23 protein-coding genes and 1 pseudogene are annotated in these 25,083 nt (G+C 39.7%); 10 read left to right on the plus strand and 14 right to left on the minus strand.

Translation table 11 applies throughout. The annotated features are described in order from the left end of the window. Nucleotides 1-367 precede the first annotated feature (367 nt). Together purU and F931_RS15950 are read right to left on the minus strand one after the other, a co-directional pair. Nucleotides 368-1,231, minus strand: a complete 864-nt coding sequence (purU, locus tag F931_RS15945; protein ID WP_016142280.1) for a formyltetrahydrofolate deformylase — start codon at nucleotides 1,229-1,231, stop codon at nucleotides 368-370. A gap of 74 nt (nucleotides 1,232-1,305) precedes the next feature. Beyond that, nucleotides 1,306-1,998 (minus strand): TetR/AcrR family transcriptional regulator, encoded by a 693-nt coding sequence (locus F931_RS15950; protein WP_016142281.1) that lies wholly within the window; start codon nucleotides 1,996-1,998, stop codon nucleotides 1,306-1,308. 112 nt (nucleotides 1,999-2,110) lie between these two features. Here F931_RS15950 and calB point away from each other — a divergent pair, with 112 nt between their 5' ends. The 4 genes from calB to ybaL all read left to right on the plus strand — a co-directional run bounded on the left by calB (nucleotide 2,111) and on the right by ybaL (nucleotide 5,988). Then, entirely contained in the window at nucleotides 2,111-3,559 is a 1,449-nt protein-coding gene (gene calB / locus F931_RS15955) for a coniferyl aldehyde dehydrogenase (protein WP_002115149.1), read from the plus strand. 167 nt (nucleotides 3,560-3,726) lie between these two features. Then, complete coding sequence (gene rpmB / locus F931_RS15960) at nucleotides 3,727-3,963, plus strand: 50S ribosomal protein L28 (RefSeq protein ID WP_000048256.1); 237 nt, start codon at nucleotides 3,727-3,729, stop codon at nucleotides 3,961-3,963. 12 nt (nucleotides 3,964-3,975) lie between these two features. After that, a complete protein-coding gene (gene rpmG / locus F931_RS15965) occupies nucleotides 3,976-4,131 on the plus strand; it encodes a 50S ribosomal protein L33 (protein WP_001205031.1) in 156 nt (51 codons plus the stop codon). A gap of 147 nt (nucleotides 4,132-4,278) precedes the next feature. Further along, a complete protein-coding gene (ybaL, locus tag F931_RS15970) occupies nucleotides 4,279-5,988 on the plus strand; it encodes a cation:proton antiporter (protein ID WP_016142282.1) in 1,710 nt (569 codons plus the stop codon). A 35-nt stretch (nucleotides 5,989-6,023) separates the two neighbouring features. Here ybaL and F931_RS15975 read toward each other — a convergent pair whose 3' ends face one another. The 9 genes from F931_RS15975 to F931_RS16015 all read right to left on the minus strand — a co-directional run bounded on the left by F931_RS15975 (nucleotide 6,024) and on the right by F931_RS16015 (nucleotide 14,657). After that, the gene (locus F931_RS15975; protein ID WP_002114792.1) at nucleotides 6,024-6,302 is read right to left on the minus strand and encodes a hypothetical protein; all 279 of its coding nucleotides are present in this window, start codon (nucleotides 6,300-6,302) and stop codon (nucleotides 6,024-6,026) included. A 112-nt stretch (nucleotides 6,303-6,414) separates the two neighbouring features. Then, entirely contained in the window at nucleotides 6,415-6,918 is a 504-nt protein-coding gene (locus F931_RS15980; protein WP_016142283.1) for a DUF6586 family protein, read from the minus strand. A gap of 128 nt (nucleotides 6,919-7,046) precedes the next feature. After that, complete coding sequence (gene rbpD, locus F931_RS15985) at nucleotides 7,047-7,286, minus strand: RNA recognition motif domain-containing protein (protein WP_002115113.1); 240 nt, start codon at nucleotides 7,284-7,286, stop codon at nucleotides 7,047-7,049. A gap of 73 nt (nucleotides 7,287-7,359) precedes the next feature. Then, nucleotides 7,360-9,339, minus strand: a complete 1,980-nt coding sequence (gene pcrA, locus F931_RS15990; RefSeq protein ID WP_025470383.1) for an ATP-dependent helicase — start codon at nucleotides 9,337-9,339, stop codon at nucleotides 7,360-7,362. A 115-nt stretch (nucleotides 9,340-9,454) separates the two neighbouring features. After that, the gene (locus tag F931_RS15995) at nucleotides 9,455-10,027 is read right to left on the minus strand and encodes an HdeD family acid-resistance protein (RefSeq protein ID WP_025470384.1); all 573 of its coding nucleotides are present in this window, start codon (nucleotides 10,025-10,027) and stop codon (nucleotides 9,455-9,457) included. Between the two features lie 135 nt (nucleotides 10,028-10,162). Next, on the minus strand, nucleotides 10,163-10,921 hold the full coding sequence (locus F931_RS16000) for a hypothetical protein (RefSeq protein WP_016142286.1): 759 nt from the start codon (nucleotides 10,919-10,921) through the stop codon (nucleotides 10,163-10,165). A gap of 88 nt (nucleotides 10,922-11,009) precedes the next feature. Then, a complete protein-coding gene (gene topA, locus F931_RS16005) occupies nucleotides 11,010-13,646 on the minus strand; it encodes a type I DNA topoisomerase (RefSeq protein ID WP_002115027.1) in 2,637 nt (878 codons plus the stop codon). A gap of 35 nt (nucleotides 13,647-13,681) precedes the next feature. Continuing rightward, a complete protein-coding gene (locus F931_RS16010; protein WP_004842579.1) occupies nucleotides 13,682-14,131 on the minus strand; it encodes a hypothetical protein in 450 nt (149 codons plus the stop codon). Nucleotides 14,132-14,279: 148 nt separating this feature from the next. Then, nucleotides 14,280-14,657: a winged helix-turn-helix transcriptional regulator gene (locus F931_RS16015; protein WP_016142287.1), complete on the minus strand. Its 378-nt coding sequence runs from the start codon at nucleotides 14,655-14,657 to the stop codon at nucleotides 14,280-14,282. Between the two features lie 99 nt (nucleotides 14,658-14,756). Here F931_RS16015 and F931_RS16020 point away from each other — a divergent pair, with 99 nt between their 5' ends. Beyond that, nucleotides 14,757-15,767, plus strand: a complete 1,011-nt coding sequence (locus F931_RS16020) for a zinc-binding alcohol dehydrogenase family protein (RefSeq protein WP_016142288.1) — start codon at nucleotides 14,757-14,759, stop codon at nucleotides 15,765-15,767. 54 nt (nucleotides 15,768-15,821) lie between these two features. Here F931_RS16020 and F931_RS16025 read toward each other — a convergent pair whose 3' ends face one another. Beyond that, entirely contained in the window at nucleotides 15,822-16,067 is a 246-nt protein-coding gene (locus F931_RS16025) for a SlyX family protein (protein WP_002115104.1), read from the minus strand. Nucleotides 16,068-16,099: 32 nt separating this feature from the next. Here F931_RS16025 and uup point away from each other — a divergent pair, with 32 nt between their 5' ends. The 4 genes and pseudogenes from uup to lpsB all read left to right on the plus strand — a co-directional run bounded on the left by uup (nucleotide 16,100) and on the right by lpsB (nucleotide 20,559). Beyond that, nucleotides 16,100-18,010, plus strand: coding sequence for an ATP-binding cassette domain-containing protein (gene uup, locus F931_RS16030; protein WP_016142289.1), 1,911 nt, complete (start codon nucleotides 16,100-16,102; stop codon nucleotides 18,008-18,010). Nucleotides 18,011-18,111: 101 nt separating this feature from the next. Continuing rightward, a pseudogene (locus F931_RS22415) lies at nucleotides 18,112-18,180 on the plus strand (LysE family translocator); the annotation flags it as partial. Between the two features lie 110 nt (nucleotides 18,181-18,290). Next, complete coding sequence (locus F931_RS16035; protein ID WP_016142290.1) at nucleotides 18,291-19,226, plus strand: LpxL/LpxP family acyltransferase; 936 nt, start codon at nucleotides 18,291-18,293, stop codon at nucleotides 19,224-19,226. 232 nt (nucleotides 19,227-19,458) lie between these two features. Further along, the gene (gene lpsB / locus F931_RS16040) at nucleotides 19,459-20,559 is read left to right on the plus strand and encodes a glycosyltransferase family 4 protein (protein WP_016142291.1); all 1,101 of its coding nucleotides are present in this window, start codon (nucleotides 19,459-19,461) and stop codon (nucleotides 20,557-20,559) included. A gap of 55 nt (nucleotides 20,560-20,614) precedes the next feature. Here lpsB and gltP read toward each other — a convergent pair whose 3' ends face one another. Then, nucleotides 20,615-21,901 (minus strand): glutamate/aspartate:proton symporter GltP, encoded by a 1,287-nt coding sequence (gene gltP, locus F931_RS16045; RefSeq protein WP_016142292.1) that lies wholly within the window; start codon nucleotides 21,899-21,901, stop codon nucleotides 20,615-20,617. Between the two features lie 698 nt (nucleotides 21,902-22,599). Beyond that, nucleotides 22,600-23,709 carry an endonuclease/exonuclease/phosphatase family protein gene (locus F931_RS16050; RefSeq protein ID WP_016142293.1) on the minus strand — a complete coding sequence of 370 codons (1,110 nt, stop codon included), beginning with the start codon at nucleotides 23,707-23,709 and terminating at the stop codon, nucleotides 22,600-22,602. Between the two features lie 187 nt (nucleotides 23,710-23,896). Here F931_RS16050 and asd point away from each other — a divergent pair, with 187 nt between their 5' ends. Then, the gene (gene asd / locus F931_RS16055) at nucleotides 23,897-25,015 is read left to right on the plus strand and encodes an aspartate-semialdehyde dehydrogenase (RefSeq protein ID WP_016142294.1); all 1,119 of its coding nucleotides are present in this window, start codon (nucleotides 23,897-23,899) and stop codon (nucleotides 25,013-25,015) included. Nucleotides 25,016-25,083 lie beyond the last annotated feature (68 nt).

A 25,083-nucleotide genomic window follows, 5' to 3' on the forward strand; every position in this document is an offset into this window, starting at 1 on the left:
CCTAATGGATGATGATTTCAGATTTCTATTTACAGAAACGATTTCAAACATCGGATAGAACAATAAAGTGCCACAATAATAAATGAGAAGTGTTTTCATTTGCAACTATTTTTTGAGAAAAACATTTGCTCAAGATCGCTCATTTGTATCAGTTGAGTGTCTTTGCTTTTGTTTTCTCATAGTTACATGAAATGGAATCTCTTATTCACAATGTCTTTACTCTCACTTATATAGTTAGAATAATTTCACTGTGAATAGACCAAATCCTAACATACATCTACTTAAATTTGTTACGTTATATCATTTCAATAATATTTTTGATATAAAAAAAACACGCAAGAAGCGTGTTTTTTAAAGTAAGTGTTGTTTAAAAAACAACAGTCTTATTACCATCTACAATAATACGGTCTTCCAAATGCCATTTTACTGCGCGAGCCAACACATTACGCTCTACGTCTTCACCTAACTCACGTAATTGCTCAACATTATAGTCGTGGCTTACACGCTCAACGTCTTGCTCAATAATTGGGCCTTGGTCTAGGTCAGCAGTCACATAGTGAGCTGTCGCACCAATCAACTTCACACCTTTTTCATAAGCTTGCTTATATGGGTTAGCACCCACGAAAGCTGGCAAGAAAGAATGATGGATATTGATGATTTTCATTTCCCATTTCGCAACAAAATCTTCGCTTAGAATTTGCATGTAACGTGCAAGAACCAATAAATCGTTGCCTTGCATCATTTCATCAATTTGCGCATAAGCTTCAGCTTTATTGTCTTTAGTGACTTTGATTACTGTAAATGGAATACCGAAGTTCTCAACAGATTCACGTAAGTCTTCATGGTTTGAAATCACATGCGTAATTTCACAAGGTAACGACCCACGCGCATGACGCCACAATAACTCAAGTAAAGCATGGTCGACTTTAGAAACTAAAATACCAACCTTTTTAATATCGTTTACGAAAGCAAGGCGCCATTGCATGCTATAACGCTCAGCAACATTCGCAGCAAATGTTTGAATTAATGCGTCTTTACGTGACTGTAAATGATCAAGTTCAAATTCCACACGCATGAAATAACGTCCGCCCTGAGCTTCCGTCGCATACTGATCAAGCGCGGTAATGTTTGCACCCTGATGGTACAAAAAGCTCGATACAGCCTGTACGATCCCAGGCTTGTCTTCACAAGTAATCAGTAAACGGGCTGTATTGGCAGTGGTCATATTCATTTGGTTAATATCACTTAATTGAGTCAAATTTTTAATAAGCCGAGTATTCTAGCGCTCTAAATAAGCAAGCACAACTATTCATCTTTTAAGGACGACAAGCTGGCAAATAGATCAGAAGGCCCTAATGACTCAAGCAACTGCTCGTAAGTCTCTCGACTTTCTCCCATAAGATAAGGCCCTTCAAGAAAAACCATTTGACGCAAAGCTTGCCAAACCCATCTTTCTTCTAAATGGTTATTGTCACTGATATGGCCAGACATATATAAAAAGTTTGTCCAATTTGTTAATACAATCCATAAGTTAATAATGAGCGCTTCAATTTCAGATGGCGTCATTTTCATAAGACCGGCATCGACAAAGGCTTGATAAATTTTTTGCCCTTGCTGCATTACTTGCCCCGCAAAACGCGGATAAATCTTTTTAAAGTCTTCGTTACTTTCAACTAAATGATAAACATCACGATGAATAAAACGGTAACTCCAGAGTTGACCACTTAATACTTGAAAATAGTTGATTTTATCATTGGTCGTTAACGGTCTGTCTTCAGGTAAAGAAAGCATGTCCAGAGTCTCAACCTGATATTGGTACATTAATTCCTTAATGATTTCATGCTTATTCCGAAAATGATAATACAAATTTCCAGGACTAATACCTAACTCCGCAGCAATATGATTGGTTGTAACCGACCGTTCACCTCGCTCATTAAAAAGCTGCAAACTGATTTGTAAAATCCGGTCCTTTGTCTTCAGAGCTTTAGGTTGAGACATTTTAATAACCTTTAATAATTCACATGGTTAAGACTTGAACACATAAACTGACTTGACTATTTAGAGTATTTACTCTAAAAAATAAGTATATCAATATATTTGGTAAGTACCGATGAACAGTCAAACAAAAACAAATCCAGAGACTCAGCTTCCTTATGATGTTAAGCATTTACATGATTTGCTTGAACAACAAAAGCTGGCTTACCTACGCCATCCGGTACCCACTGCTAAAGAGCGTATTGATCGTTTAGCTCGTCTTAAAAGAGTCTTGGTAAAATATCAAGATCAGATTGCCGAAGCAATTAACCTTGATTATGGCAATCGTGCAGTTATGGAAACAAAAATTGGTGAGCTACTCACCAGTTTGGAGCAAATTAAGTATTACAGTAAACATCTAACTGCATGGATGAAGCCATCAAAACGCCATATTAGTGTATTACATCAGCCTGCAAAAGGTTGGGTACAATATCAACCTATGGGTGTGATTGGTATTATTACACCTTGGAACTACCCATTATTGCTTTCAGTCGGACCTTTGATCTGTGCGCTAGCTGCAGGCAACCATGCCATGATTAAAATCTCTAGCGCTTCGCCAAACTTTGGACGAGTCCTTGAAAGTGCACTAGCTGAAGCATTCCCACAAGAATTAGTGGCTGTGGTGAATGGTGGTGGCGTTATTTCAGATGCTTTTAGTCATTTGCCTTTTGACAAAATGATTTTCACAGGCTCAACTTCTGTTGGTAAAACAGTAATGGCAGCCGCAGCTCAAAACCTTGTTCCCGTGATTCTTGAGTTAGGTGGAAAATCTCCTGCCCTTGTGCATGCGTCAATGGACATGAAAGATGTAGCTCAGCGTATCGCTGTAGGAAAATTATGGAATGCGGGACAAACTTGTGTTGCACCAGATCATATTTTCTTACCACGCGGCAAAACTGCCGAGTTCATTGAAAACTTTAAATTGATTGTGGCTGGAATGTACCCTCATTTCCGCAACAACCAAGACTATACTTCTATTATTAATGATAAACAGTACAACCGGATTCAAGGCTATCTCGAAAACGCCCGCGATCAAGGTGCACGTATTGTTGAAATTAACCCACAAAATGAAATTTTAGATGATGTCCGTAAAATTGCACCGACTTTAGTCACTGGTGTGACAACTGCAATGGATATTATGCAAAATGAAATCTTCGGGCCTATTCTGCCGATTTTAGAATATGACCAAATAGAAGAAGTCATCGAGTTTATTAATAGTCGTCCGCGCCCTTTAGCAATGTATTATTTTGACTATGACCAAGCACGAGCTGACTATATTGCACAGCACACCCATTCAGGGCATTTCGGAATTAACATGGTAATTACCCATGTTGCACAAGATGATTTACCTTTTGGCGGAATTGGCGCATCAGGTATGGGTAAATATCACGGACCAGAGGGCTTTTTTAGCCTTTCTCATGAGCGTTCGGTGATGTCAAATCCAAAACTTTATAGCCTTAAATACATTCTTCCACCGTTCAATAAGCCTATTCATCGTTTCATTTCGAAAACCTTGTTGCGCTAACTGATCAAGGCATGATCTGTTATACTAAATCATGCCTCGTTTTTACCAATTTCGCTTGTCTTTTAATCGTATTTTTGGTATAAAACGCCCCTTGAATGAATTCATCCGTTTACATTTAGTATGACTGGCCACAGATTTGCTGTTGGCTGAATCAATGGAGTTACACCATGTCTAAGGTTTGCCAAGTTACCGGCAAGCGTCCAGTCGTTGGTAACAACGTCTCACACGCCAACAACAAAACCAAGCGCCGGTTCGAGCCGAACCTGCACCACCACCGTTTCTGGTTAGAAAGCGAAAAACGTTTTGTACGTCTTCGTTTAACCACTAAAGGTATGCGTATTATTGACAAATTGGGTATCGAAAAGGTTGTTGCAGACCTTCGTGCTCAAGGTCAAAAGATCTAAGGAGTCTGAGCAATGCGTGATAAGATTCGCCTCGTTTCTTCAGCTGGTACAGGTTACTTCTATACCACGACTAAAAACAAACGTACTATGCCGGAAAAAATGGAAATCAAAAAATTTGATCCAAAAATCCGTCAACACGTGATTTTCAAAGAAGCTAAAATCAAATAATTTTAGCCTCGAAAAAAACGACTTCTTTATGAAGTCGTTTTTTTTTGCATTTTTTTTATACCTACCTTTTTGTTAAACTTTATCTATATTCCGCCTTGGCATTTTTTATGCTTGTCTTTAGCCTAACTCACGTAAAAGGAGTTTTTAGTGCCGCATGACGTAGATTTAATTATTTTACTTGCTGTTGGTTTCGGCGTTGCCCTCATTTTTGGCTATCTTGCAGCCCGATTACGACTCCCTCCTCTTATCGGCTATTTAATTGCCGGAATTATTATTAGCCCAAATACACCAGGTGTAGAAGCAGATATTCATCTTGCTAACCAGCTCGCAGAACTCGGGGTCATGTTCCTGATGTTTGGTGTAGGGATGCACTTTTCATTAAAAGATTTATTGCAAGTTCGACGCATTGCTTTACCAGGCGCAATTTTACAGATCGCTGTTGCAACCTTACTGGGTATTGGGGTTTCAATGCTATGGGGCTGGAGTTTTGGTTCAGCACTTGTTTTTGGTTTAAGTCTGTCGTGTGCGAGTACGGTTGTACTATTAAAAGCTTTAGGCGACCGTGGTCTTTTAGATTCAGTTAACGGCAAAATTGCTGTGGGCTGGCTGTTAGTGGAAGACTTAGTGATGGTACTAGTTTTAGTACTCCTTCCTGCTACAGCAGTTTTACTCGGTGGCAAAGCACCAGCAGGTGCAGAGGGTAATATCTGGTTAACCCTTGGGATAACCTTATTAAAGGTGATTGGCTTTATTGCCTTTATGCTCATAGTAGGTAAACGTGTTGTGCCTATTATTATGCAGTTCGTTGCACGTTTAGGCTCAAGAGAGCTATTTACGCTGACCGTCGTCGCTGCTGCCGTTTCAATTGCCTATGGTTCATATGCCATCTTTGGGGTTTCAATGGCATTAGGAGCTTTCTTTGCGGGCATGGTCGTTAAAGAATCAGACTTTAGTCATCGTGCTGAGGAAGAGACTCTCCCACTACGTGAAATTTTCTCGATTTTATTTTTTGTTTCTGTGGGCATGCTGTTTGATCCACACATTCTTGTTGAGAGCCCACTACATATCTTAGCTGTTATTGCGATTATTATGGTGGGTAAAACACTTGCTGCAATGGCATTGGTTTTATTTTTCCGCTATCCAATCAATACAGCTTTAACAGTCGGGGCAAGCCTTGCACAAATTGGTGAGTTTTCGTTTATTTTGGCGACCTTGGGTGTTTCTTTAGGACTATTAAGCTTAGAAGCTCAAAACCTGATTCTAGCAGGCGCTTTATTCTCAATTACGCTCAACTCGTTCATCTTCTCAGCTATTGAGCCTGTACAACGCTGGATTCGCGAGCGTTCTCACTTAGCCCGACTTCTTGAACGTAGTGGTGACCCATTAGCAATGTTACCCGATGAAGTTGATCAAGCTTACTTACGCGATCAGGTCGTGATTGTTGGATATGGCGGCGTGGGACGACGCATTACTGAAAATTTAATTAATGAGAATATTAAGGTCGTTATTGCAGAAGAGAACCGTGAAATCGTAGAAAAACTGCGTCAGGCAAATATTGCTGCGGTGAGCGGTGTTGCTACCGAACCGAGCGTTTTAATTCAAGCACATATCATGCATGCACGACTCTTGGTGATCTCTCCTATGGATATTTTAGATATCCACCGTATTGTGAGCATTGCCAAGCAATTAAATCCTCAAATTCAGGTATTAATTTGCGCAGAAAGCAAAGAAGAAGCAGCAATTATCCGTGAAGAAAATATTGGCGAAGTGTTCTATGCAAAAGAAGAAATGGCAAAGAATATGAGTCACCACATATTAAATCAGATCGAGCTTGCCCATCAGTCAACAATTCATTAACCCATATAAAAAGCGTACTTAAAAGTACGCTTTTTTTAACTCAAGAATTTAGGCTGTTCGTCTAATACCTCAGCCTGCCACTCGTTTACCTGCTTCTCTAGCAGTCCAAACAATGCAGCCTGAATCATATGCTGAGCAACAACTGGAGTCTGCTCACCCAAGATTGCTTTGACTTCATCGCTAAATTGAATTTTAACCAAGGGTTCATTTTCAGAACCTGCATTACGCAAGGCGAGTTCACCACCTTCGAGTTGAACCAATTCCAACACTGCTTCTTGATTTCCAAATAACTCTTTCAATTGCTGTATAGACATATACTTCCTCCATGTTTCAACATGGTGGCAAAGCACCCTTGCACTTTGCTTCTCTTGTCTTATTTATATAGGCACACCTAGTCTAAATTTCAAGCATCTAGGCAGTTTAATTTTAGAACTCAACCATTTCATTACGAAAACCATCAATTAAATGGCTTAATTCTCGGTGCCATTCACGCAAGATTTTAACATCTGGCAACCAAGACTGAGGACCTTGTGTCACTTTAATAATGAGATTAGAAGAAGTTTCTTCTTCTGGAGTCGGTTCTTTTGGTTCTGGGGCGTATTGGCACATACGATAAGCACGTTTTAACTCCGCAACAAAACCATCTTTTGCCAATTGCTGCAAAACGGACACTTCAGGAGAAACCTGTCCTTTTGCCGCCATATGTTCCTCAATAGATTTTAAAGTAGGTTGCAAATCATTTAAACGGTAATAACGTACCAATTCTTGTAAGAACGCTAACATTGCGCCATGTAAATGAAATACAGCTGTTTCACGATAAGCTTGTACCTGCTGTACGTGATCGGTCTGCTCTGCCTGTTGACACGCTAGACGTGCGAAATAGAGCTTCTGATTGGTACGATCGGCATGATAACGAGCAACACGTGACATAACTAAACTTTCCTGTTCTAAAATCGCCATTGCAATAGCTATTCTTAGCTTAACGACTCCATTGATAAAATCAACGTTATTTATGGTAAATCCAGCTCAACTTGATAAATTTTACGTTTAGCTAAGACTTATTCTTCGGCTGCTTTAACTCGAATTCCATAGCCTTTAACTTTAAGCGTATTTAAGCCTTTAATTGCCTTAATCGCTTCACGTGGATTAGGCATTTCAACAAAACCAAAGCCTTTCGATTTACCTGTGTCTTTATCAGTCACAAGAACACATGTATCAACTTTACCATATGCCTTAAATAACTCTAAAACTTCAGCTTCACTTACAGCACGATCTAAATTACGAACTAATATCTTCATTTTCTAACCTTAATTGGCAATAAAAGGGAGGGCCAATATACATTTAAGTAATCACAGCGTCTTATACAGTAGTTTAGTCCAGATCGATACCAAAACCTAAATTTACTGCAGGAGATCTGTTCCATTGTTTTTTAGTAAATTGCTGAGGTACTTGTCTATGTATCTTTGCTTGAACTAAATGTGTAGGTAAATCATTTAAGAAATAACTCTCGACTTTACGACCTTGCTCGTCATACGTGTCTTGTGACCACGTATTAAGATTTTGTTTCGTCAAGATTAATTCATTTTCAGCACGTGTTAAGGCCACATACAGCACACGGCGTTCTTCCTCAACATCATCAAAATCACCCTGTGCTCTTGCATAAGGATATTGATTTGGTGATACATGAGGTACATAACAAACTTTCTGTTCGGCCCCCTTAGCTGAATGAATCGTAATTAGAGTCACTAAATCTTGATCAGCAGCTTTTTCAATTTCAGAAACTGAAATAGGTTCAAGCACATATTCTTCAAGGAATTCACCCAACGATGCATGCTTACGCGCAAGTTGCTTAACCAAATCAAAGTCTTTTAAACGGCGTGACCAGTCTTTAGTTTTATAATTTTGCTCTAGCTGCTCGCCTAAAGCATCAAGAGCTAAGCCAATACTTGCTTCAACATGCTGCTGTAGTACGTCTAACTGTTTTAAAATTAAAATTGCTTGTAAAGGGACCTTGCCATGGCGTTCAAGTCGTTGACAGCGTTCTTCAACATCAGCGATTCCCATTAGCTCTTGGGCTAACTTACTCGCTCCAACATCACCAATTCCATCCCATAAGGTTAAAAACCGCATCCAAGCCAAATCATCATGAGGGTTGCTCACAATACGTAGCAGGCTCAGTACATCTTTTACATGGGCCGACTCAAGAAGTTTTACTCCACCAATAAAGCGATAAGGTATTTCAGCAGCAATAAAAGCCCCTTCTAGATATCGGGCACTATAGCCAGAACGCACCAAAACCATATGGTTATGCCAGTTTGCACCTTGTTGATGGCGCGTTATTAAATCTTGTGCAATCCAGTTTGCTTCTTCAAACTCATTACCAAACAAATGTAGCTGTGGCTTTTGCCCTTGGCCACGATGTGCTTGTAGCTGTTTTTGATAATCAATTGGGCTATGTGCCAACAGCCAGTTCGATAAATCTAAGATTTCTTGAGTCGAACGGTAATTTAAAGCAAGTGTAAGTACTTCTGCATCAGGTATTCGTTCTTTAAAAGAATGAATATTTTCAAAGTCGGCGCCGCGAAAACCATAAATCGACTGCGCATCATCACCCACACAAAACAACTTCACTTTACCAATTAAGGGCTGCAACAAAGCCCATTGCAAAGGGTTTGTATCTTGCATTTCATCAACTAGCAATGCCTGACAGAAGCCTGCCACCCAATTGGTGAGCGCTTCTGAGTTTTGTAAATGCACCGCCACAATCGACAAGATATCGTCGTAATCTAAAAAATTACGCTCTTTCTTACGTTGCTCATAAGTTTTCATCAACTCAGCAATTTGTGCCTTGTGCTCGTAGGCTTCTGGAAGTTGCTTAAGCAGTGCTTCAGAAAGTTTGGTTTGAGTATTTCGAGCAAAAGAATACAAATCGCACAGCTCTGCCGCTTTAGGTAAAACGTTATCTTTGTCTTTACCTCTTAATAAGCGAAACATCAGTAACTGATCATCACGATCAATAATACTAAATTGATTTAAACCAAAAGCTTGTGGGTTACGGCGTAGCAAATACATGCAAAAAGTATGAAAAGTCGAAGCTCTTAAGCCCTTTGCCTGTGCTCCTACATGCTGCTCGACTCTTGCAACAATTTCACTCGCAGCACGTCGAGTAAAAGTTAAAATCTGGATTTGGTTTGCTGGTAAGCCTTGATCAATTAAATAAGCGGCACGAGCAACAATAGTCTTTGTCTTGCCACAACCAGCACCCGCCAAAACTAAACAGTTCTGAGCAGTCGTCGTGGCTGCTTTTTTTTGCTGAGCATTCAGTTCATTAATTAATTTTGCAAGACTCATAACACATATCGCTAAAACACCAAGACATAGTTTAACAGACCAAAGCAACAGATGCGTCTGCCATCCTAAAAACAAAAAAGAGCACCTAAAGTGCTCTTTGATACAGTATTTTTATTTAAGATACTGTTTTTGAACTAGATGGCAGATGCTTAATCGCGGAAGCCAAACCTAAAAAGTTAATTCCTTGAAATAAGATATCAATAGCAAGGAACATTCCTAACACCCAAAAAGGCGAATCTTTGGAAACTAAAATTAAAATACCGGTAGCGAGCGTTAATAACCCTGAAAATAGGGTCCAGCCCCATCCAGTAATTGGCTTAAGTAAAATCGCGTTTACTGTACGTATAGCCCCGGCAATAATCAGTGCTATAGATAATAAACTCGTCAAAACCACGGCTGTGGTGACGGGAGTAGAAAAAGCGTAATAACCAGCCATTAAATAAAGTATGCCAAAAAGTGCCCATAACCATCGGCTAGCACCTTTAAAAACACTCATAGCCGCGACAAGATGTAAAACACCTCCGACCATCATGAGTATTCCAAATAAAAAAACGACAGAAAAAGTCGCAAATGGTAATGAACTAAATAAAATCAGACCAAAGCCAATAAGCACAAAGCCTAATATCAAATACCACTTACGATCAGCATGTAACTGATTACGTACCAAATCATTACCGACAGTTTTCATCATGGCTACTCTTATTATCAGGTATTAGAATTTCATCTACCCAATAATAGTGATGCACTTCACATTTTTTGTCTGTATAAAATCTGCATCGTTTCTTAACAATTGATGTGGATAAAGCAGTATTTATCCACAGTTTTATTTCACCCAGCCAATTTCTTGGGCTGTAGGTAAACCTATGATTGTTTCATGTAAACCATTCGGCATTTTACTGCTCTGCTCAGATAACGGTGTTCGACCACCCATGATTTCAGCGTCAGTTTGTGGATATAAAGGCACTTTTTCAGGTTGCGCATAACCTAGAGGATAAAGTGGTTGTCCTGTTTGTAAATCATATTTGTCTTGTGCCCCAAAGCCATGTAATAGCTCATGAACAATTACGACCTGATTTTGTGAGGCTTGTGTTTTGGTCGCAAATAAATTCACACTACCAATACGACCTTTTTCTAAAGCAGTCGAATGGATCAAAACTTTTTGATAATTTGGGTCGTAATAATTTAAGTAAAGTTTGAGTGACGCCCCCTTATCTTCAGGTTGTTGATGTTGCCATGCATAAAAACGAAACTTTAAACTCCACCACATTACATGAAAGATATTGGCATTCTGAGGAACCTCAGGAGGACGTTGTTGTAACTGTTGTCCTAAACGAATTACAAAATTCGCTGATTGACCACGATAATGTTGTGACCACTGCTCTAAATAGGTTTTTATTTTCTCAAAATCAGTGTTTTGCAATTGATGGACATAGCTCTGTGATGTCTGTAAACCATCGGCATTAATAGGATGTAAAACCACAACAATAGGTTGATTCCAATCTTGGTTTTGATCTCGCCATGCCTGAACAGCAACAATCAGCAAAATAATTAACAAACATAAAACTCGAATGTTTTTCCACATTCTTTTTCCCCATAAAATTAAAATTTTCTTTTATTGTTTTAGATATAAAAAATGCTAGCTGAGCTAGCATTTTTTATTGTGGACTTAATTAGCCTTCAACCCATTTACCATTTTGATAAATTAGGCTCCATTTAGTTTGTTTGCCTTCTGGAGTTTCCGAGCCCACATATTGTGATTGATTCTTACGACTGAATTTCACAACTGTCGGATTACCTTCAGGGTCTACATCTGGTGCTTGTAAAATAAATTGATATTTAGGATCAAGCTGGGCTGCAACGCTACGTAATTCCGCAACTTTTGGCGCACGAGTTTCACGAATTTTCGGGAATTTACTTGCAGCCAAGAATAAACCAGCCGCACCATCACGCAACACAAAATAGTCATCATGTTTCGTTGAGCGTAAATGTTCCATCTTGATCGGTTCTACACGTGGAGGCGCAGGTTGACCACTTTTCAAGACCTTACGAGTGTTGTCACAGCTTGTACAAGCGAAATACGGGCCAAAACGACCAGTTTTAAGCTGCATCTCACCATCACATTTATCACACGGAATGGTTGGACCATCGTAGCCTTTAATCTTGAACTCACCTTCTTCAAGCTCAAAACCATCACAGTCAGGGTTGTTACCACATACGTGCAGTTTACGACCACCATCAATAACATAACTGTCCATAGCTGTGCCACATTTCGCACAGCGATGTTTTGACATCAAGTCTGCGGTTTCAGCACCATCATCATCAGATAGGGCCGCTAAGGACTCAACAGGTGTTAAATTCAAAGTACCTTTACAACGCTCTTTAGGCGGTAAGTTATAGCCAGAGCAACCTAAGAATACGCCTGTTGTACCTGTACGAATCTGCATTGGACGTGAACATTCGGGACAATGTACAGCTGGTACTTCAACCGGCTGGTTACGACGCATTCCATGCTCGCCTTGAGCATTGGTAAGACGTTTTTTAAAGTCACCATAGAATGTATCTAGTAACTCTTTCCAGTTACGCTCACCTGTTGCAACTTTATCGAGCTGTCCTTCAAGATCTGCCGTAAATGCATAGTTCATCAAGTTATTGAAGCTTTCATCAAGACGATCCGTCACAATTTCACCCATTTTTTCGGCGAAAAGACGACGGTTTTCTAACTTAACGTAGCCACGTTCTTGAATCGTAGAAATAATCGCTGCATAAGTCGAAGGACGACCAATACTACGTTTTTCAAGTTCTTTAACCAAAGAAGCTTCAGTAAAACGTGCAGGTGGTTTAGTAAAGTGCTGACTTGGGTCTAACTTTTCTAATTTTAAGATTTCACCAACTTTAATTGCAGGCAAAATAATATCGTCATCAGACTTGTTGGCACCACGAACTCGTGTAAAGCCATCAAATACAAGCGTACGGCCTTTTGCTTTTAATTCAACATTTGCAGCTTCAACCGTTAAAGTCGAAGATAAATATTCTGCTGGAGTCATTTGACATGCAACAAACTGACGCCAAATCAAATCATACAAACGTTGAGCATCACGTTCCACACCCGCAAGTTGATCACCTGTAAGCGCAACATTTGACGGACGAATGGCTTCATGGGCTTCTTGAGCACCCGCTTTGTTACCATAGCGGTTTGGCTTTGCAGGTAAATATTTCTCGCCAAATTGGCTTTCAATATGAGCGCGTACCATGCTTACTGCGTCATCACTCAAGAATGTTGAGTCAGTACGCATATAGGTAATAAAGCCTGCTTCATATAAACGCTGAGCCAGCATCATGGTTTTCTTCACAGAAAAACCTAAACGAGTACTTGCAGCCTGTTGCAACGTTGAAGTGATATAAGGTGCACTTGGATTCACCTTAGTCGGTTTATCTTCACGCTGTGCAACTTTATATTCAGCACCTTTTAAAACGTCTAATAGAGCATCGGTTTCAGCTTTATTTTTCAGTTTAAGAGTTTTACCAGCTTGCTTAACTGCTTCAAGACGAATGTCATCTTTCTTGGCTTGCGTGTCTGCAAAAACTTGCCAGTATTCTTCTGGAATAAAAGCACGAATTTCTCTTTCACGCTCTACAACCAGTTTCACCGCTACAGACTGCACACGACCAGCTGACAAACCACGGGCAATCTTTTCCCAAAGTAATGGCGAAACCATAAAGCCAACAACACGGTCTAAGAAACGACGTGCTTGTTGAGCGTTAACTCGGTTTAAATCTAGGCGTGTAGGTTGTTTAAATGCTTCTTGAATGGCATTTTTAGTAATTTCGTTAAATACCACACGGTGATAACGACTGTCGTCACCACCAATAACTTCTCTTAGGTGCCAAGCAATGGCTTCCCCTTCTCTATCCAAGTCCGTTGCGAGATAGATTGCATCGGCATCTTTGGCGAGTTTCTTTAGTTCAGCAACAACATTTTCCTTACCTGGCAGAACTTCGTAATGAGCTTCCCAACCATGTTCAGGATCAACCCCCATACGATTAACTAAAGCCTGACTAGCTTTTTGTTCTTTTTCTGCTTCAGTGAGTTTCGTCCGGGCAGCCGGCTTTTTCTCAGTCGATTTGCTGCCGCCTGTTGGCAAATCACGTACGTGACCTACAGAAGACTTTACAATGTATTGCGAACCCAAATATTTATTGATGGTTTTCGCTTTGGCAGGCGACTCCACAATCACTAAGGCACGTTTATGTGCAGCAGGTGCAGTAGATGCTGTGCTTTGAGATGCAGAGCGCGAGGTATTCGCCATATAAAATGTTATTCCTATACCAATAAATTTAAAAATCAGGCTTTAGCCAAGTTCAACAGATAAGCCTTCATCTCATCTAATTGTGTTGCTCTCAGGTCTGATTCCTCATCCCAATAAAGCCCTACACAGTTTGCCTGCATATCAATAGCATAAATCCCTTTTAATGCAATGGGAGAATCATTAAATTTCTCATCGCCCTGAACCACTTTTAATTTGCCGTCTATAACGCGAGCACGCATTAAAGATAAACGAGCATCGGGAATCAATACACTATAATAAGCAACCATGCTGGCACGCTTTTCAGTCGCCATTGGGACATGTGTCCATTCAGGTGCAACGATTACACGTGGGTGTAAACCCATTTTACGAGCTTTATCACGCATAATACCAAGTGCCTTTTCACGTGGGCTCACCCTTAAACCAAAAATGGAGCCTAGTACGAAAAGAACAATGATAACGGTAACCCAAATTCCCATATTGTCCATAGCAAAACCTATTAATCTCTTTTATTAGAGTTGCATAAGCTGACCAGAAAACGCAAGTTTCAACATAAAAATAATGCCCGATAAGATGGCAAGGCTCAAAATATTGAGATTTCACAGCGCAAATTGCGATGAGCTGACTCAAATATCATTAAGGATTCGAATGTCCATCAACAAGTGTCAGCCTTCCAAATTGGTCAATGTGAGCATCACCCCACTGTTTTAAAGCAAATAGAATTTTCTCAAGACTTTGTCCCAAATCAGTCAGGCAGTATTCCACTTTAGGCGGTACCTGAGGATAGACTTCTCGATGAATAATGCCATCTTGTTCCAATTCACGTAGCTGATTTGTCAGCATTCTTTGAGTAATACTCGGAACACGCTTTCGAATTTCATTAAACCTTAAGGTGCCTTCATTAAATAAATGCCAAAGAATGACACATTTCCATTTTCCATCAATCAAACTAATTGCAGCCTCAACGGCACATCCCGGAGAACAGTCAAAACTTGAATGTCTTGCTTTTGCCATTTTACAGTATCCTTTTTGACACTATGAGCGTTATTTGTCTGTAGTCACTCTTTTAAAGCTTACGTTATGATCAAACTCTCAACAAGAGGAATCATCATTATGAAAGGTGTGGCATATCAAAAAGCGGGGCCTATTACATCATCAGAAGCACTCGTGGATATTGAACTCGACACTCCCGTTGCAGAAGGCCATGATCTACTTGTTCGTGTCCAAGCTGTTTCAGTAAATCCGGTCGATACTAAAATCCGCAAGAATGTAAGCCCTGAGAATAATCAGTGGAAAACGCTTGGTTGGGATGCAGTAGGTATTGTTGAAGCGATTGGAGACAAAGTTACTCAATTTAAGATTGGCGATGTTGTTTGGTATGCAGGTGCTCTTAATCGCCAAGGCAGTAATAGTGAATTACAGCTTGTTGATGAACGCATTGTGGGTCATAAACCAAAAACTTTAGAAGCAACCAAGGCGGCAGCTCTCCCTTTAACTGCAATCACAGCGTGGGAGATGCTATTTGATCGCCTGCAAGTTCCAACAAATGCTCCAAAAAAAACATCAATATTAGTCATTGGTGGAGCGGGTGGTGTAGGTTCAATCACTATTCAGCTTCTTAAACAATTAACTAACTTAACGATTATTGCAACAGCTTCACGGTCAGAAACTCAAGAATGGGTTAAGCAACTTGGAGCAGATTATGTATTAGATCATCGTCAGCCTTTAGCAGCCCAAATCAAGCAATTAGATTTAACGGCACCTTTATATGTATTCTCAACCACTCAAACAGATCAACATTTATCAGATATCGTAGAGTTGATTGCACCACAAGGCCGTTTCGGACTTATTGATGATCCAGAACAGTTAGATATTAAACCGTTTAAATCGAAGTCCGTATCTGTGCATTGGGAATTTATGTTCACACGTTCAATGTACCACACCGAAGATATGGCAAAACAAAGTGAACTATTAAATGAGGTCAGCAAGCTAGTTGATGAAGGAAAAATTAAGACGACCGTGACGCAGGTTTTAAGCCCTATTAATGCTGAAAATTTAAAACGAGTTCATCAGCAAATTGAAAGTGGCACAACAAAAGGGAAAATTGTCTTACAGGGTTTTTAAGCAAAATTAATAATATTCCCAAATAAAAAGGCAAGTATCGAACTTGCCTTTTTATTAATAGTGAGGAGGTTTATTCGTTAATGGATCAAAAGGTGCAATACCTTCTGATAAATCCGAAGATTCCACACGTTGATAAAGAAATTGCATTTGTTTTTTCAAATCAGCTATTTCCTGAGTCTGAATAGCGAGTTGTTGATTTAATTGTTCAACTAAATCATCCAAAAATGTAATTCGCACTTGCAAATCTTCAATGGGTGCGGAAAATGACGCTTGATCATCATGATATGGTGGTTTAGTCATTTAAATCCTCATTTGAGATTCTGGAAAACATTATGGCCTATATTACCCTAAGGGATGTCCAACTTGCTTTTGGCGGACCTGCCCTGCTCGATGGCGCGAACTTTAATCTAGAACGTGGCGAACGAGTCTGTTTAATTGGTCGTAATGGTGAAGGTAAGTCTACTTTACTTAAACTGATCGAGGGAAGCCTATTACCAGATTCTGGTGAAGTTTCCATTCAAAATGGTTTAACAGTTTCAATGTTAGCCCAAGACGTTCCAATGGATTCTGGCAAAGTTGCTGACATTGTGGCTGATGGTGCAGGAGAAGCTGCCGAAGTACTCAGAGCTTATCATGAAGCAACTGATGCTTGTATGCTTGGCGACATGGAAGCGTGTGACCGTATGGGGAACCTACAGCACAAGCTCGACCAACTAGACGGCTGGGCACTCGAAAACAAGGTCAATGCCCTATTAAGTAAAATGGGACTCGACCCAAATGCGGATTTGGCAGATCTTTCAGGTGGACGTAAACGCCGTGTTTTACTTGCCCGCGCTCTTTTGACACAACCGGACGTATTACTTCTAGACGAACCGACGAACCATCTAGATGTTGAAAGTATTGAATGGTTAGAAAAATTCCTACTCGATCAAAATAATTTAACGCTTCTATTTATTTCGCATGACCGCTCTTTTGTAGATAGCATTGCGACTCGTATTGTTGAACTTGATCGTGGTATTTTACGTGGCTATGAAGGTAACTATTCACGTTACTTAGAGCTTAAAGCTCAGCAAATGGAAGCAGAAGAGAAACAAAATGCTTTATTTGATAAAAAATTAGCTGAAGAAGAAGCTTGGATTCGCCAAGGGATTAAAGCTCGCCGTACCCGTAATGAAGGTCGTGTGCGTGCCTTAAAAGCTTTACGTGAAGAATCGAAAGCCCGCCGTTCACAACAAGGCAAAGTGAGCATGGCGACTCAAGAAGCAAATCGCTCTGGTAAATTAGTATTTGATATTGAGCACTTAAGCGTATCTTATGATGATAAACCGCTTATTAAAGATTTCTCTACACTAGTCATGCGTGGTGACCGTATTGGCCTAGTAGGTGATAACGGTGTCGGTAAAACCACCTTAATTAAAGCCATTTTAGGTGAAATCGAGCACGGTGGTTCTGTTAAGACAGGTACACAGTTAGAAGTTGCTTATTTTGATCAATTACGTAATGCCTTAGACCTTGAAAAAACAGTAATGGCAAACGTTTCAGAAGGTTCTGACTTTGTTGATGTAAATGGTAACCGCCGTCATATCTACAGCTATTTACAAGATTTCTTGTTCTCACCTGAACGCGCACGCACACCGGTAAAAGCTCTTTCTGGTGGTGAGCGTAACCGTATCTTGCTTGCTAAATTACTGCTTAAACCATCGAACCTGATTGTGATGGACGAACCAACCAATGACTTGGATATGGTGACTCTAGAGCTTCTTGAAGAGATGCTTTCTGAATATAAAGGCACTTTGTTGCTCATTTCGCATGACCGTGCATTTATGGACAACGTCGTAACATCGACTTGGGTCTTTGATGGCAAAGGCAATATTGCAGAGTACATTGGTGGCTACCAAGACTATTTACAGCAACGTCCAGATGATAAAGTCGTAGACCAAAAGTCTGACGTTAAAAAAGCTCAGGCAAAAGCGGAAGCTGAAAAAGCCGCAGCTCAAAGTAACGTTAAAAAAGTCAAACTGAGTTATAAAGACCAACGTGAACTTGAGCAACTTCCTACCGAAATCGAAAAACTGGAAGTTGAACAAGCAGAGCTTTCTGACAAACTTGCAGATGGTTCATGGTTTGTCAGTAATGCCGATGAAGCAACCAAAGCAAGTCAACGCCTTGCAGAAATTGAAGAGGTATTACTTGAAAAATTAGAACGTTGGGATGAACTTGAACAAATGAGCAAAGGAAATTAATTTGCTTTCTTTCCTACAATTTAAATAACAAAAAAGCCTTCTGAAATTAAGGGGGCTTTTTTTGAAGGAAAAATGGCGGGATTTATTTCACTTGCTGATGTCAGCGTTGGCTTATGGGAACAGTGCTAGCTGGACTTGCAGTTCGCATTCTTTTAGAAAATCGTCGATAACCGCGCTTTACTTCTTCATCTTAACCGCTCAATTCAACAGTGTATTACGACGATAAATTCAGTTCGTGATACACTTTTGCCAGTTTTAATTTTGAATTCTTTATATCGCTATGAGCCAAAAGCAGACTTATACGCCCGGTGAATTTCAATGGTCCTTTTTATTGCCTAAATATTGGGGTATTTGGATTGCCATTGTTTTTTTAATGCTTTTGGCTATTTTGCCGTGGGCAATTCAATGGCGTCTGGCTCATGGCTTAGCAAATCTTGCTTGGAAATATTTAAAATCTCGCCGAAAAACAACTATTCGTAATTTAGAAGTCTGCTTTCCCGAATGGTCAGCCGAAAAAGTACAGCAACAAGCTAAGCAAGTTTTTGTAGATATGATGCTTGGTATTTTTGAGACATTAAATGCATGGTATAAGCCTTACTGGTTTAAAAACCGTGTCACCATTGAAGGTTTAGAACACATTACCAATGCTCAAGCTCAGGGCAAAGGCGTTTTATTATTGGGAACTCATAGTACGCTTCTTGATGCAGGGGGTTATGTGTGCGCTCAATATTTCGAGCCAGATGTCGTCTACCGACCTCAAAACAACCCATTGCTCGATATGCTGATATATCGTTGCCGTGGCACCATTTATAAAGCGCAAATCGATCATGATGATATGCGTGGTTTAATTTGTCATCTTAAAGATGGTGATGCAATTTGGTATAGCCCTGATCAAGACTTCGGACTCAAGCAAGGCGTTATGGCACCATTTTTTGGTGTACCAGCAGCTACAGTGACTGCTCACCGACGTTTATTAAAAATCTCGAAGGCAGTCGCAGTTCCTTTATATTTTTATCGTCAAGGCAATGTACAAGACCCTAAATATCATATCTTGATTGAACCTGCGGTCGACAATATGCCAAGTGAAGATGAAGTTGAAGATGCAACACGTGTGAATAAGATTATTGAAAATCAGCTTCGCATCGCACCAACTCAATATATGTGGTTCCACCGTCGCTTTAAAACACGTCCTGAGGGATATGAAGAGATTTACTGAAACCTTCAATAATTACCGCACTATAGTTATAAACATCTAAATAAACTCCAGTATGTACTATCGTGCGAAGGCGACATGGATGTCGCCTGTTGGGCTACGACATCATGGATGTGTCGTTAGTCCAACAAATGGTTTTGTTACTTTTGCCAAAACAAAAGTAAGGAGTAAACTCCAAATATTAAATAAATGAACTGCAAGACTCCGCTTTGCTACAACCTAAAGGCAAAAAACAATGAAAGTGATGCAACTTCTCCCAGAACTCAATAGCGGTGGCGTAGAACGCGGCACACTAGAAATTGCACGTGCACTGGTTGCACAAGGCCATCAATCTTTGGTTGTTTCAAATGGCGGACGTCTAGTGTCCCAGCTCGAAGCTGAAGGTTCTACTCATTTAACGCTGCCTATCCATAAAAAATCATTGTCAAGCTTGTGGCAAATCCGTCCATTACGTCAGCTGATTGAACAGCATCAACCGGATATTGTTCATGTGCGCTCTCGTGTACCAGCTTGGCTTACTCACTTCGCTTTGAGAAAAATACCAGCAAACAAACGCCCTCACCTCATTAGCACGGTACATGGCTTTTATTCAGTTAATCGTTATAGTACGATTATGACTCAAGCTGAAAAAGTCATTGCTGTTTCTGACAGTGTGGTTAAGTACATCACTGACCATTATAAAAACTGCCCACCACAAGATATTGTGCGGATTTATCGAGGCATTGACCCTGCCGCTTTTCCGCATAATTACCAACCTTCAGCACAATGGTTTAATCAAGTTTTTAATGATTTCCCTGAGCTTGAAAATAAGTTTTTACTTTGCTTACCTGGTCGTATTACGCGTTTAAAAGGACATGAAAGTTTAATTGAACTGATGCAGCAACTTCAGACGCAATATCCTCAGCTACATGCAGTTGTTGTCGGTGGGGCTGATGCCAAAAAGCAAGCTTACTTAAACGAACTGCAAAGCACCATTCAAAGCAAAGGACTTACTGATAAAATCACCTTTGTAGGCCATCGCTCTGATATTCGCGAATGGCTGGCTTTTAGCGATATTGTGCTCTCTCTATCCAATCAGGCAGAAACATTCGGTAGAACAGCATTAGAAGCGCTTTCAGTCGGTACGCCAGTGATTGGCTGGAACCGTGGAGGTGTTGCTGAGATTTTATCGAACGTCTATCCGCAAGGTCTTGTTGAAGCAGAAAATGAAAAAGCTTTAATAGAGACTGTAAAAAAACATATTGAACAACCGCAAGTCGTTGCTCCTGTCACGATGTTTAGCTTAAAAGATATGTGTGACCAAACACTAGAACTCTACCAACGCGTTTTAAAATAACCCAATAAAAAACCCGCGATCTTCGCGGGTTTTTTTCGACTAAAAAACTTCTTTCTTATTTAAGAGATGCTTCATAAGCAGCAGCTTTTTCAGAGTCGTATTGCTTTTCCCATTTACTGATTACAAGTACAGCAAGTGCGTTACCGACAACGTTCAGCGCAGTACGAGCCATATCCATAATACGGTCAACACCAGCAATAAATGCTAAGCCTTCAACAGGAATACCCACACTACCTAATGTCGCTAATAACACAACAAATGATACACCAGGAACACCAGCAATACCTTTAGAAGTAATCATTAATGTTACAACCAAAATCACTTGTTGGCTGATTGACATTTCAATACCGTAAAGCTGTGCAATAAAGATTGCTGCGATACTTTGGTACAGCGTAGAACCATCAAGGTTAAATGAATAACCTGTTGGAATTACAAAACTGGAAATTGCTTTTGGCGCACCGTAAGCTTCCATTTTTTGCATGATACGCGGTAAAACTGTTTCCGAGCTTGCAGTTGAATAAGCTAAAATCAATTCATCTTTCAAAATCTTAAACAAGATAAAGATATTGATACCGAACATTTTTGCAGTTAAACCAAGCACCACTAAAGCAAAGAATAAAATCGCACCGTATACCAACACGACTAATTTGCCTAAAGGGATAAGTGAAGCAAAACCGAAGTTTGCAACAGTTACAGCGATTAAACCAAACACCCCCACAGGCGCATACTTCATAATGATATGCGTTACGCGGAACATCGTTTCTGAAACAGCATGAAACACGTTCAATAATGGGTCTTTTGTCGTTGCTGGTAAAGAAGATAAACCGATACCAAATAGCACAGCAAAGAAAATCACAGGTAACATTTCGCCATGTGCCATCGAACTAATAATGTTCGTTGGGATAAGCGATAATATTGTTTGAATAAGACCATGTGACTGAGACTGAACTTCTTCAGTTGTATGCTTGTACTGAGAAATATCCGACTGTACCAACTGAGACATATCAATGCCTGAGCCCGGATGGAAGATATTTGCTGCAACCAATCCAACCAAAATAGCAATAGTCGTAATAATTTCAAAATAGAGAATGGTTTTAAAACCAAGTCGCCCTAAACTTTTCGTACTGCCAACACCTGCAATACCTAAAATTAAGGTAGAGAAAACGATTGGAATAACAATCATTTTAATCAGGCTAATAAAGATCTTACCCAATGGGTTAAGAACATTATTCACAATACTGTCTTTGATTTCAGGCTGGTTATGTAAAACAGCCCCGACAACTATCCCTAGGATTAAAGCAATTAAAATTTGCCATGCAAGGCTAAATTTAAAATTCTTCATAAGACAATCCTTATGCACCGCAAAGTATCAAATATGAGAGGGAGAAGACCACTAACTAAGAGTGAAACCTCAATATGTACAGTAATTTCCAAACAGAAATTTAAATGCACAAACAAATCACAACTCGCCGATCCGGCGAGATAAACAACAATGCCTGTTGACGATCCAACATGTCAACGATCGGCACATTCTATTGAGATTTATTAATTAAACAACCCCAATTTATCCTTAAATAGATCAAAGCCTATATTTATTCGTCAATAATCTATAAAAACAGAAGCTTAATAAAAAAAAATTTTGTATCTTTTTTCATTAAAAATTGCACAAATTTATATCAAAAAATGTGAGTGTTTACCTAGTATGAGATAGCTTTAAAAATTAAGATGAGCTCAAAATTTTTTATTTTATTTACACAGAATTAAATAAGGTATATAAAAATATCAACCCGAGTTCTGCGTCCTGCAAAACTCGGGTAAATGAGGTTGTGCTTTCAGGTTAATAATTATTTTTATCGTGTCCGTTCCAACATCTAATCCGTGATGCTATTCCATATCAGCTTCGTGTATCCTTACGTGGGACTATCCATTCCCGTTTCCATGTGCCGATGAATATAGAATAAGGTTTTTATAACTATCTGCCTATTCGCCCTAGACTCAAATCTTTGTACGATATTGCTTACATCGATTTTTATATTCTTTTTATTTATAAGGCTGTGCAATTTTATCAGTCACTATTTTCTCTTCTGCTTCTGCTTTGGCAATTCCTTCTTGGATGGCACTTTGCGCCTCCTCTTCATCATTTTGAGTTTGCTCAAGCTCTTCTTGAATAAGTTCAAATATTCGACCAGTCTGCAAAACCACATAGACAGGGAAATGATCAGATCCGATATGAGGCAAACGCTGCATTTTAACCAAACCAAAATCGGTACTATGGAAAATATGGTCTAAAGACCAACGCAGTAACGGATAGTCTGCATGAAAAGTATTAATGAAATGTCGGCCAACTCGCGGATCAAGTAATCCACTAATTCGCTGAAATAGACGCGTAGTACGCGACCATGCTACATCGTTTAAATCCCCCATCACTATACAGCTTTCATCAAGATCTTTAATTTGGTCACCCACAATTAAAAGTTCTGCATCACGTAAAGTCGAATCTTTCGCCTCAGTCGGACTAGGTGGTTTCGGATGTAAACAATAGAGTTGAACCGGCATACCGGAGCGTAAAGTCACAGTGGTATGAATAGAAGGAATTTCATCACTGAGAATAAATTTAACTTCGGTATTTGATAAGGGTAAGCGACTATATAAATGCATGCCGTAGAGGTTATCTAAAGGCACAGGAACACGATAAGGATAGTCGCCTTCAATCTCTTTTAAAGCATTCTCCCATGTCTTATCACTTTCTAGTGTAAGTAATAAATCAGGTTTTAATGTCTGGATATGCTCAAGAAGTAAATGATATTTATCATTAGGAGTAAGAACATTTGATACGATTAATGAAATCTGCTTTTGCGGATCTAATTGAGATGGTCTCACCTGTTTAACCTGTTTTTTCCAAAACAAGGTATAGGGCAAAACCATTTTAAGTTGGTAAGCAAGAGCGGCAATGAGCACAGCCAAAACTATTTCACGCCAGAGGTTCCATTCGGTAGGCCAAAAAAGTATTCCAATAAAGGCTAACAAACCAACAAATAGAATCTGCAAACGAGGAAAATCGGCACCACGAAACCACCACTCATCACGAGGAATAAGTGACCAGAAACTCAACCAAATCACCAGACCAGCTAGAACTTCGATATAAATCATTGAATTTTCTCTTTTAAGATGATTTGTTTTTTAAAGTTTTTGTCATCTTTATCAATTTTGTATGTAACATAAACAAGATATTCTACTCAATAAACATGGTGTTTTGTTTCTGTAACGCTTGCAGTTGTGGACACTTTTGATACACTCAACTCCCCCTAACAATTTTAACGCACCGAGGCAAAATGACATGAAAGTAGGTCTGGTCGGTTGGCGCGGGATGGTCGGTTCCGTCCTTATGCAACGTATGGTTGAAGAGAATGATTTTGCTCATATTGAGCCATTCTATTTCTCTACCAGTAATGCAGGTGGTGAAGCTCCTTCATTTGGTGGTAAGACTGCCCCAGCACTTATGGAAGCTACAGACATTAATAGTCTGAAGCAAATGGATGTCATTATTACCTGTCAAGGTGGTGACTATACGTCTGAAGTTTTCCCACAGTTAAAAGCAACTGGTTGGGATGGCTACTGGATTGATGCAGCCTCTACTTTACGTATGTCAGATGATGCAATCATCGTTCTTGATCCAGTAAACCTTAACGTGATTAAAGACGGCTTGGTTAACGGCACCAAAACTTTCGTAGGTGGTAACTGTACAGTATCGCTTATGTTGATGGGTGTAGGTTCACTTTTCCAAAATAATTTGGTGGAGTGGATGACTGCTATGACTTATCAAGCAGCATCAGGCGCTGGCGCACAAAACATGCGTGAGCTCATTACTGGTATGGGCTACTTATATAACAATACCAAAACATTGTTAGATGATCCTAAATCTGCAATTTTGGATATTGATCGTCAAGTTGCTGAGTTACAACGTGGTGAAGGTTTCCCATCTGCTAACTTTGGTGTGCCATTAGCGGGTTCATTGATTCCTTACATTGATAAGCAACTTGAAAACGGTCAATCAAAAGAAGAGTGGAAAGGTCAAGTTGAAACCAACAAGATCTTGGGTAACTCACAAATTGTTCCTATTGATGGTCACTGTGTCCGTATTGGTGCAATGCGTTGCCACTCTCAAGCACTTACAATCAAGTTGAAAAAAGATGTACCGCTTGATGAAATTGAAGACATGATTCGTACTTCAAACCAATGGGCGAAAGTTGTACCAAACACTCGTGAAGCGTCTATGACTGACCTTACACCTGTTGCTGTAACTGGTACTTTAACTGTGCCTGTAGGTCGTCTACGTAAACTCAACATGGGTAAAGAATATCTAGGTGCATTTACAGTGGGTGATCAGTTACTCTGGGGTGCTGCTGAGCCTTTACGTCGTATGTTACGCATTTTAGTTGAATACAAAAGCTCATAATTTGATTTGAATTATTCAGTCAAAATAAAAAGCCGATCACATTAGATCGGCTTTTTCGTAACTGGTTT

It is taken from the genome of Acinetobacter pittii ANC 4050, from assembly GCF_000399685.1.
Taxonomy (GTDB): Bacteria; Pseudomonadota; Gammaproteobacteria; order Pseudomonadales; family Moraxellaceae; genus Acinetobacter; species Acinetobacter pittii_E.

Coding starts and splice junctions, on each gene's coding strand:
- F931_RS15980 (WP_016142283.1), bottom strand. CDS start 6,918: ATGTCACGTGTTGCTCGTTATCATGCCGATCGTACCAATCAGAAGCTC.
- F931_RS16000 (WP_016142286.1), bottom strand. CDS start 10,921: ATGTGGAAAAACATTCGAGTTTTATGTTTGTTAATTATTTTGCTGATT.
- calB (WP_002115149.1), top strand. CDS start 2,111: ATGAACAGTCAAACAAAAACAAATCCAGAGACTCAGCTTCCTTATGAT.
- rpmB (WP_000048256.1), top strand. CDS start 3,727: ATGTCTAAGGTTTGCCAAGTTACCGGCAAGCGTCCAGTCGTTGGTAAC.
- F931_RS15950 (WP_016142281.1), bottom strand. CDS start 1,998: ATGTCTCAACCTAAAGCTCTGAAGACAAAGGACCGGATTTTACAAATC.
- F931_RS15995 (WP_025470384.1), bottom strand. CDS start 10,027: ATGAAAACTGTCGGTAATGATTTGGTACGTAATCAGTTACATGCTGAT.
- F931_RS16010 (WP_004842579.1), bottom strand. CDS start 14,131: ATGGACAATATGGGAATTTGGGTTACCGTTATCATTGTTCTTTTCGTA.
- F931_RS16050 (WP_016142293.1), bottom strand. CDS start 23,709: ATGATTTATATCGAAGTTCTAGCTGGTCTGGTGATTTGGTTGAGTTTC.
- uup (WP_016142289.1), top strand. CDS start 16,100: ATGGCCTATATTACCCTAAGGGATGTCCAACTTGCTTTTGGCGGACCT.
- rpmG (WP_001205031.1), top strand. CDS start 3,976: ATGCGTGATAAGATTCGCCTCGTTTCTTCAGCTGGTACAGGTTACTTC.
- pcrA (WP_025470383.1), bottom strand. CDS start 9,339: ATGAGTCTTGCAAAATTAATTAATGAACTGAATGCTCAGCAAAAAAAA.
- F931_RS16025 (WP_002115104.1), bottom strand. CDS start 16,067: ATGACTAAACCACCATATCATGATGATCAAGCGTCATTTTCCGCACCC.
- F931_RS16020 (WP_016142288.1), top strand. CDS start 14,757: ATGAAAGGTGTGGCATATCAAAAAGCGGGGCCTATTACATCATCAGAA.
- topA (WP_002115027.1), bottom strand. CDS start 13,646: ATGGCGAATACCTCGCGCTCTGCATCTCAAAGCACAGCATCTACTGCA.
- F931_RS15975 (WP_002114792.1), bottom strand. CDS start 6,302: ATGTCTATACAGCAATTGAAAGAGTTATTTGGAAATCAAGAAGCAGTG.
- F931_RS16015 (WP_016142287.1), bottom strand. CDS start 14,657: ATGGCAAAAGCAAGACATTCAAGTTTTGACTGTTCTCCGGGATGTGCC.
- asd (WP_016142294.1), top strand. CDS start 23,897: ATGAAAGTAGGTCTGGTCGGTTGGCGCGGGATGGTCGGTTCCGTCCTT.
- purU (WP_016142280.1), bottom strand. CDS start 1,231: ATGAATATGACCACTGCCAATACAGCCCGTTTACTGATTACTTGTGAA.
- rbpD (WP_002115113.1), bottom strand. CDS start 7,286: ATGAAGATATTAGTTCGTAATTTAGATCGTGCTGTAAGTGAAGCTGAA.
- gltP (WP_016142292.1), bottom strand. CDS start 21,901: ATGAAGAATTTTAAATTTAGCCTTGCATGGCAAATTTTAATTGCTTTA.
- lpsB (WP_016142291.1), top strand. CDS start 19,459: ATGAAAGTGATGCAACTTCTCCCAGAACTCAATAGCGGTGGCGTAGAA.
- F931_RS16035 (WP_016142290.1), top strand. CDS start 18,291: ATGAGCCAAAAGCAGACTTATACGCCCGGTGAATTTCAATGGTCCTTT.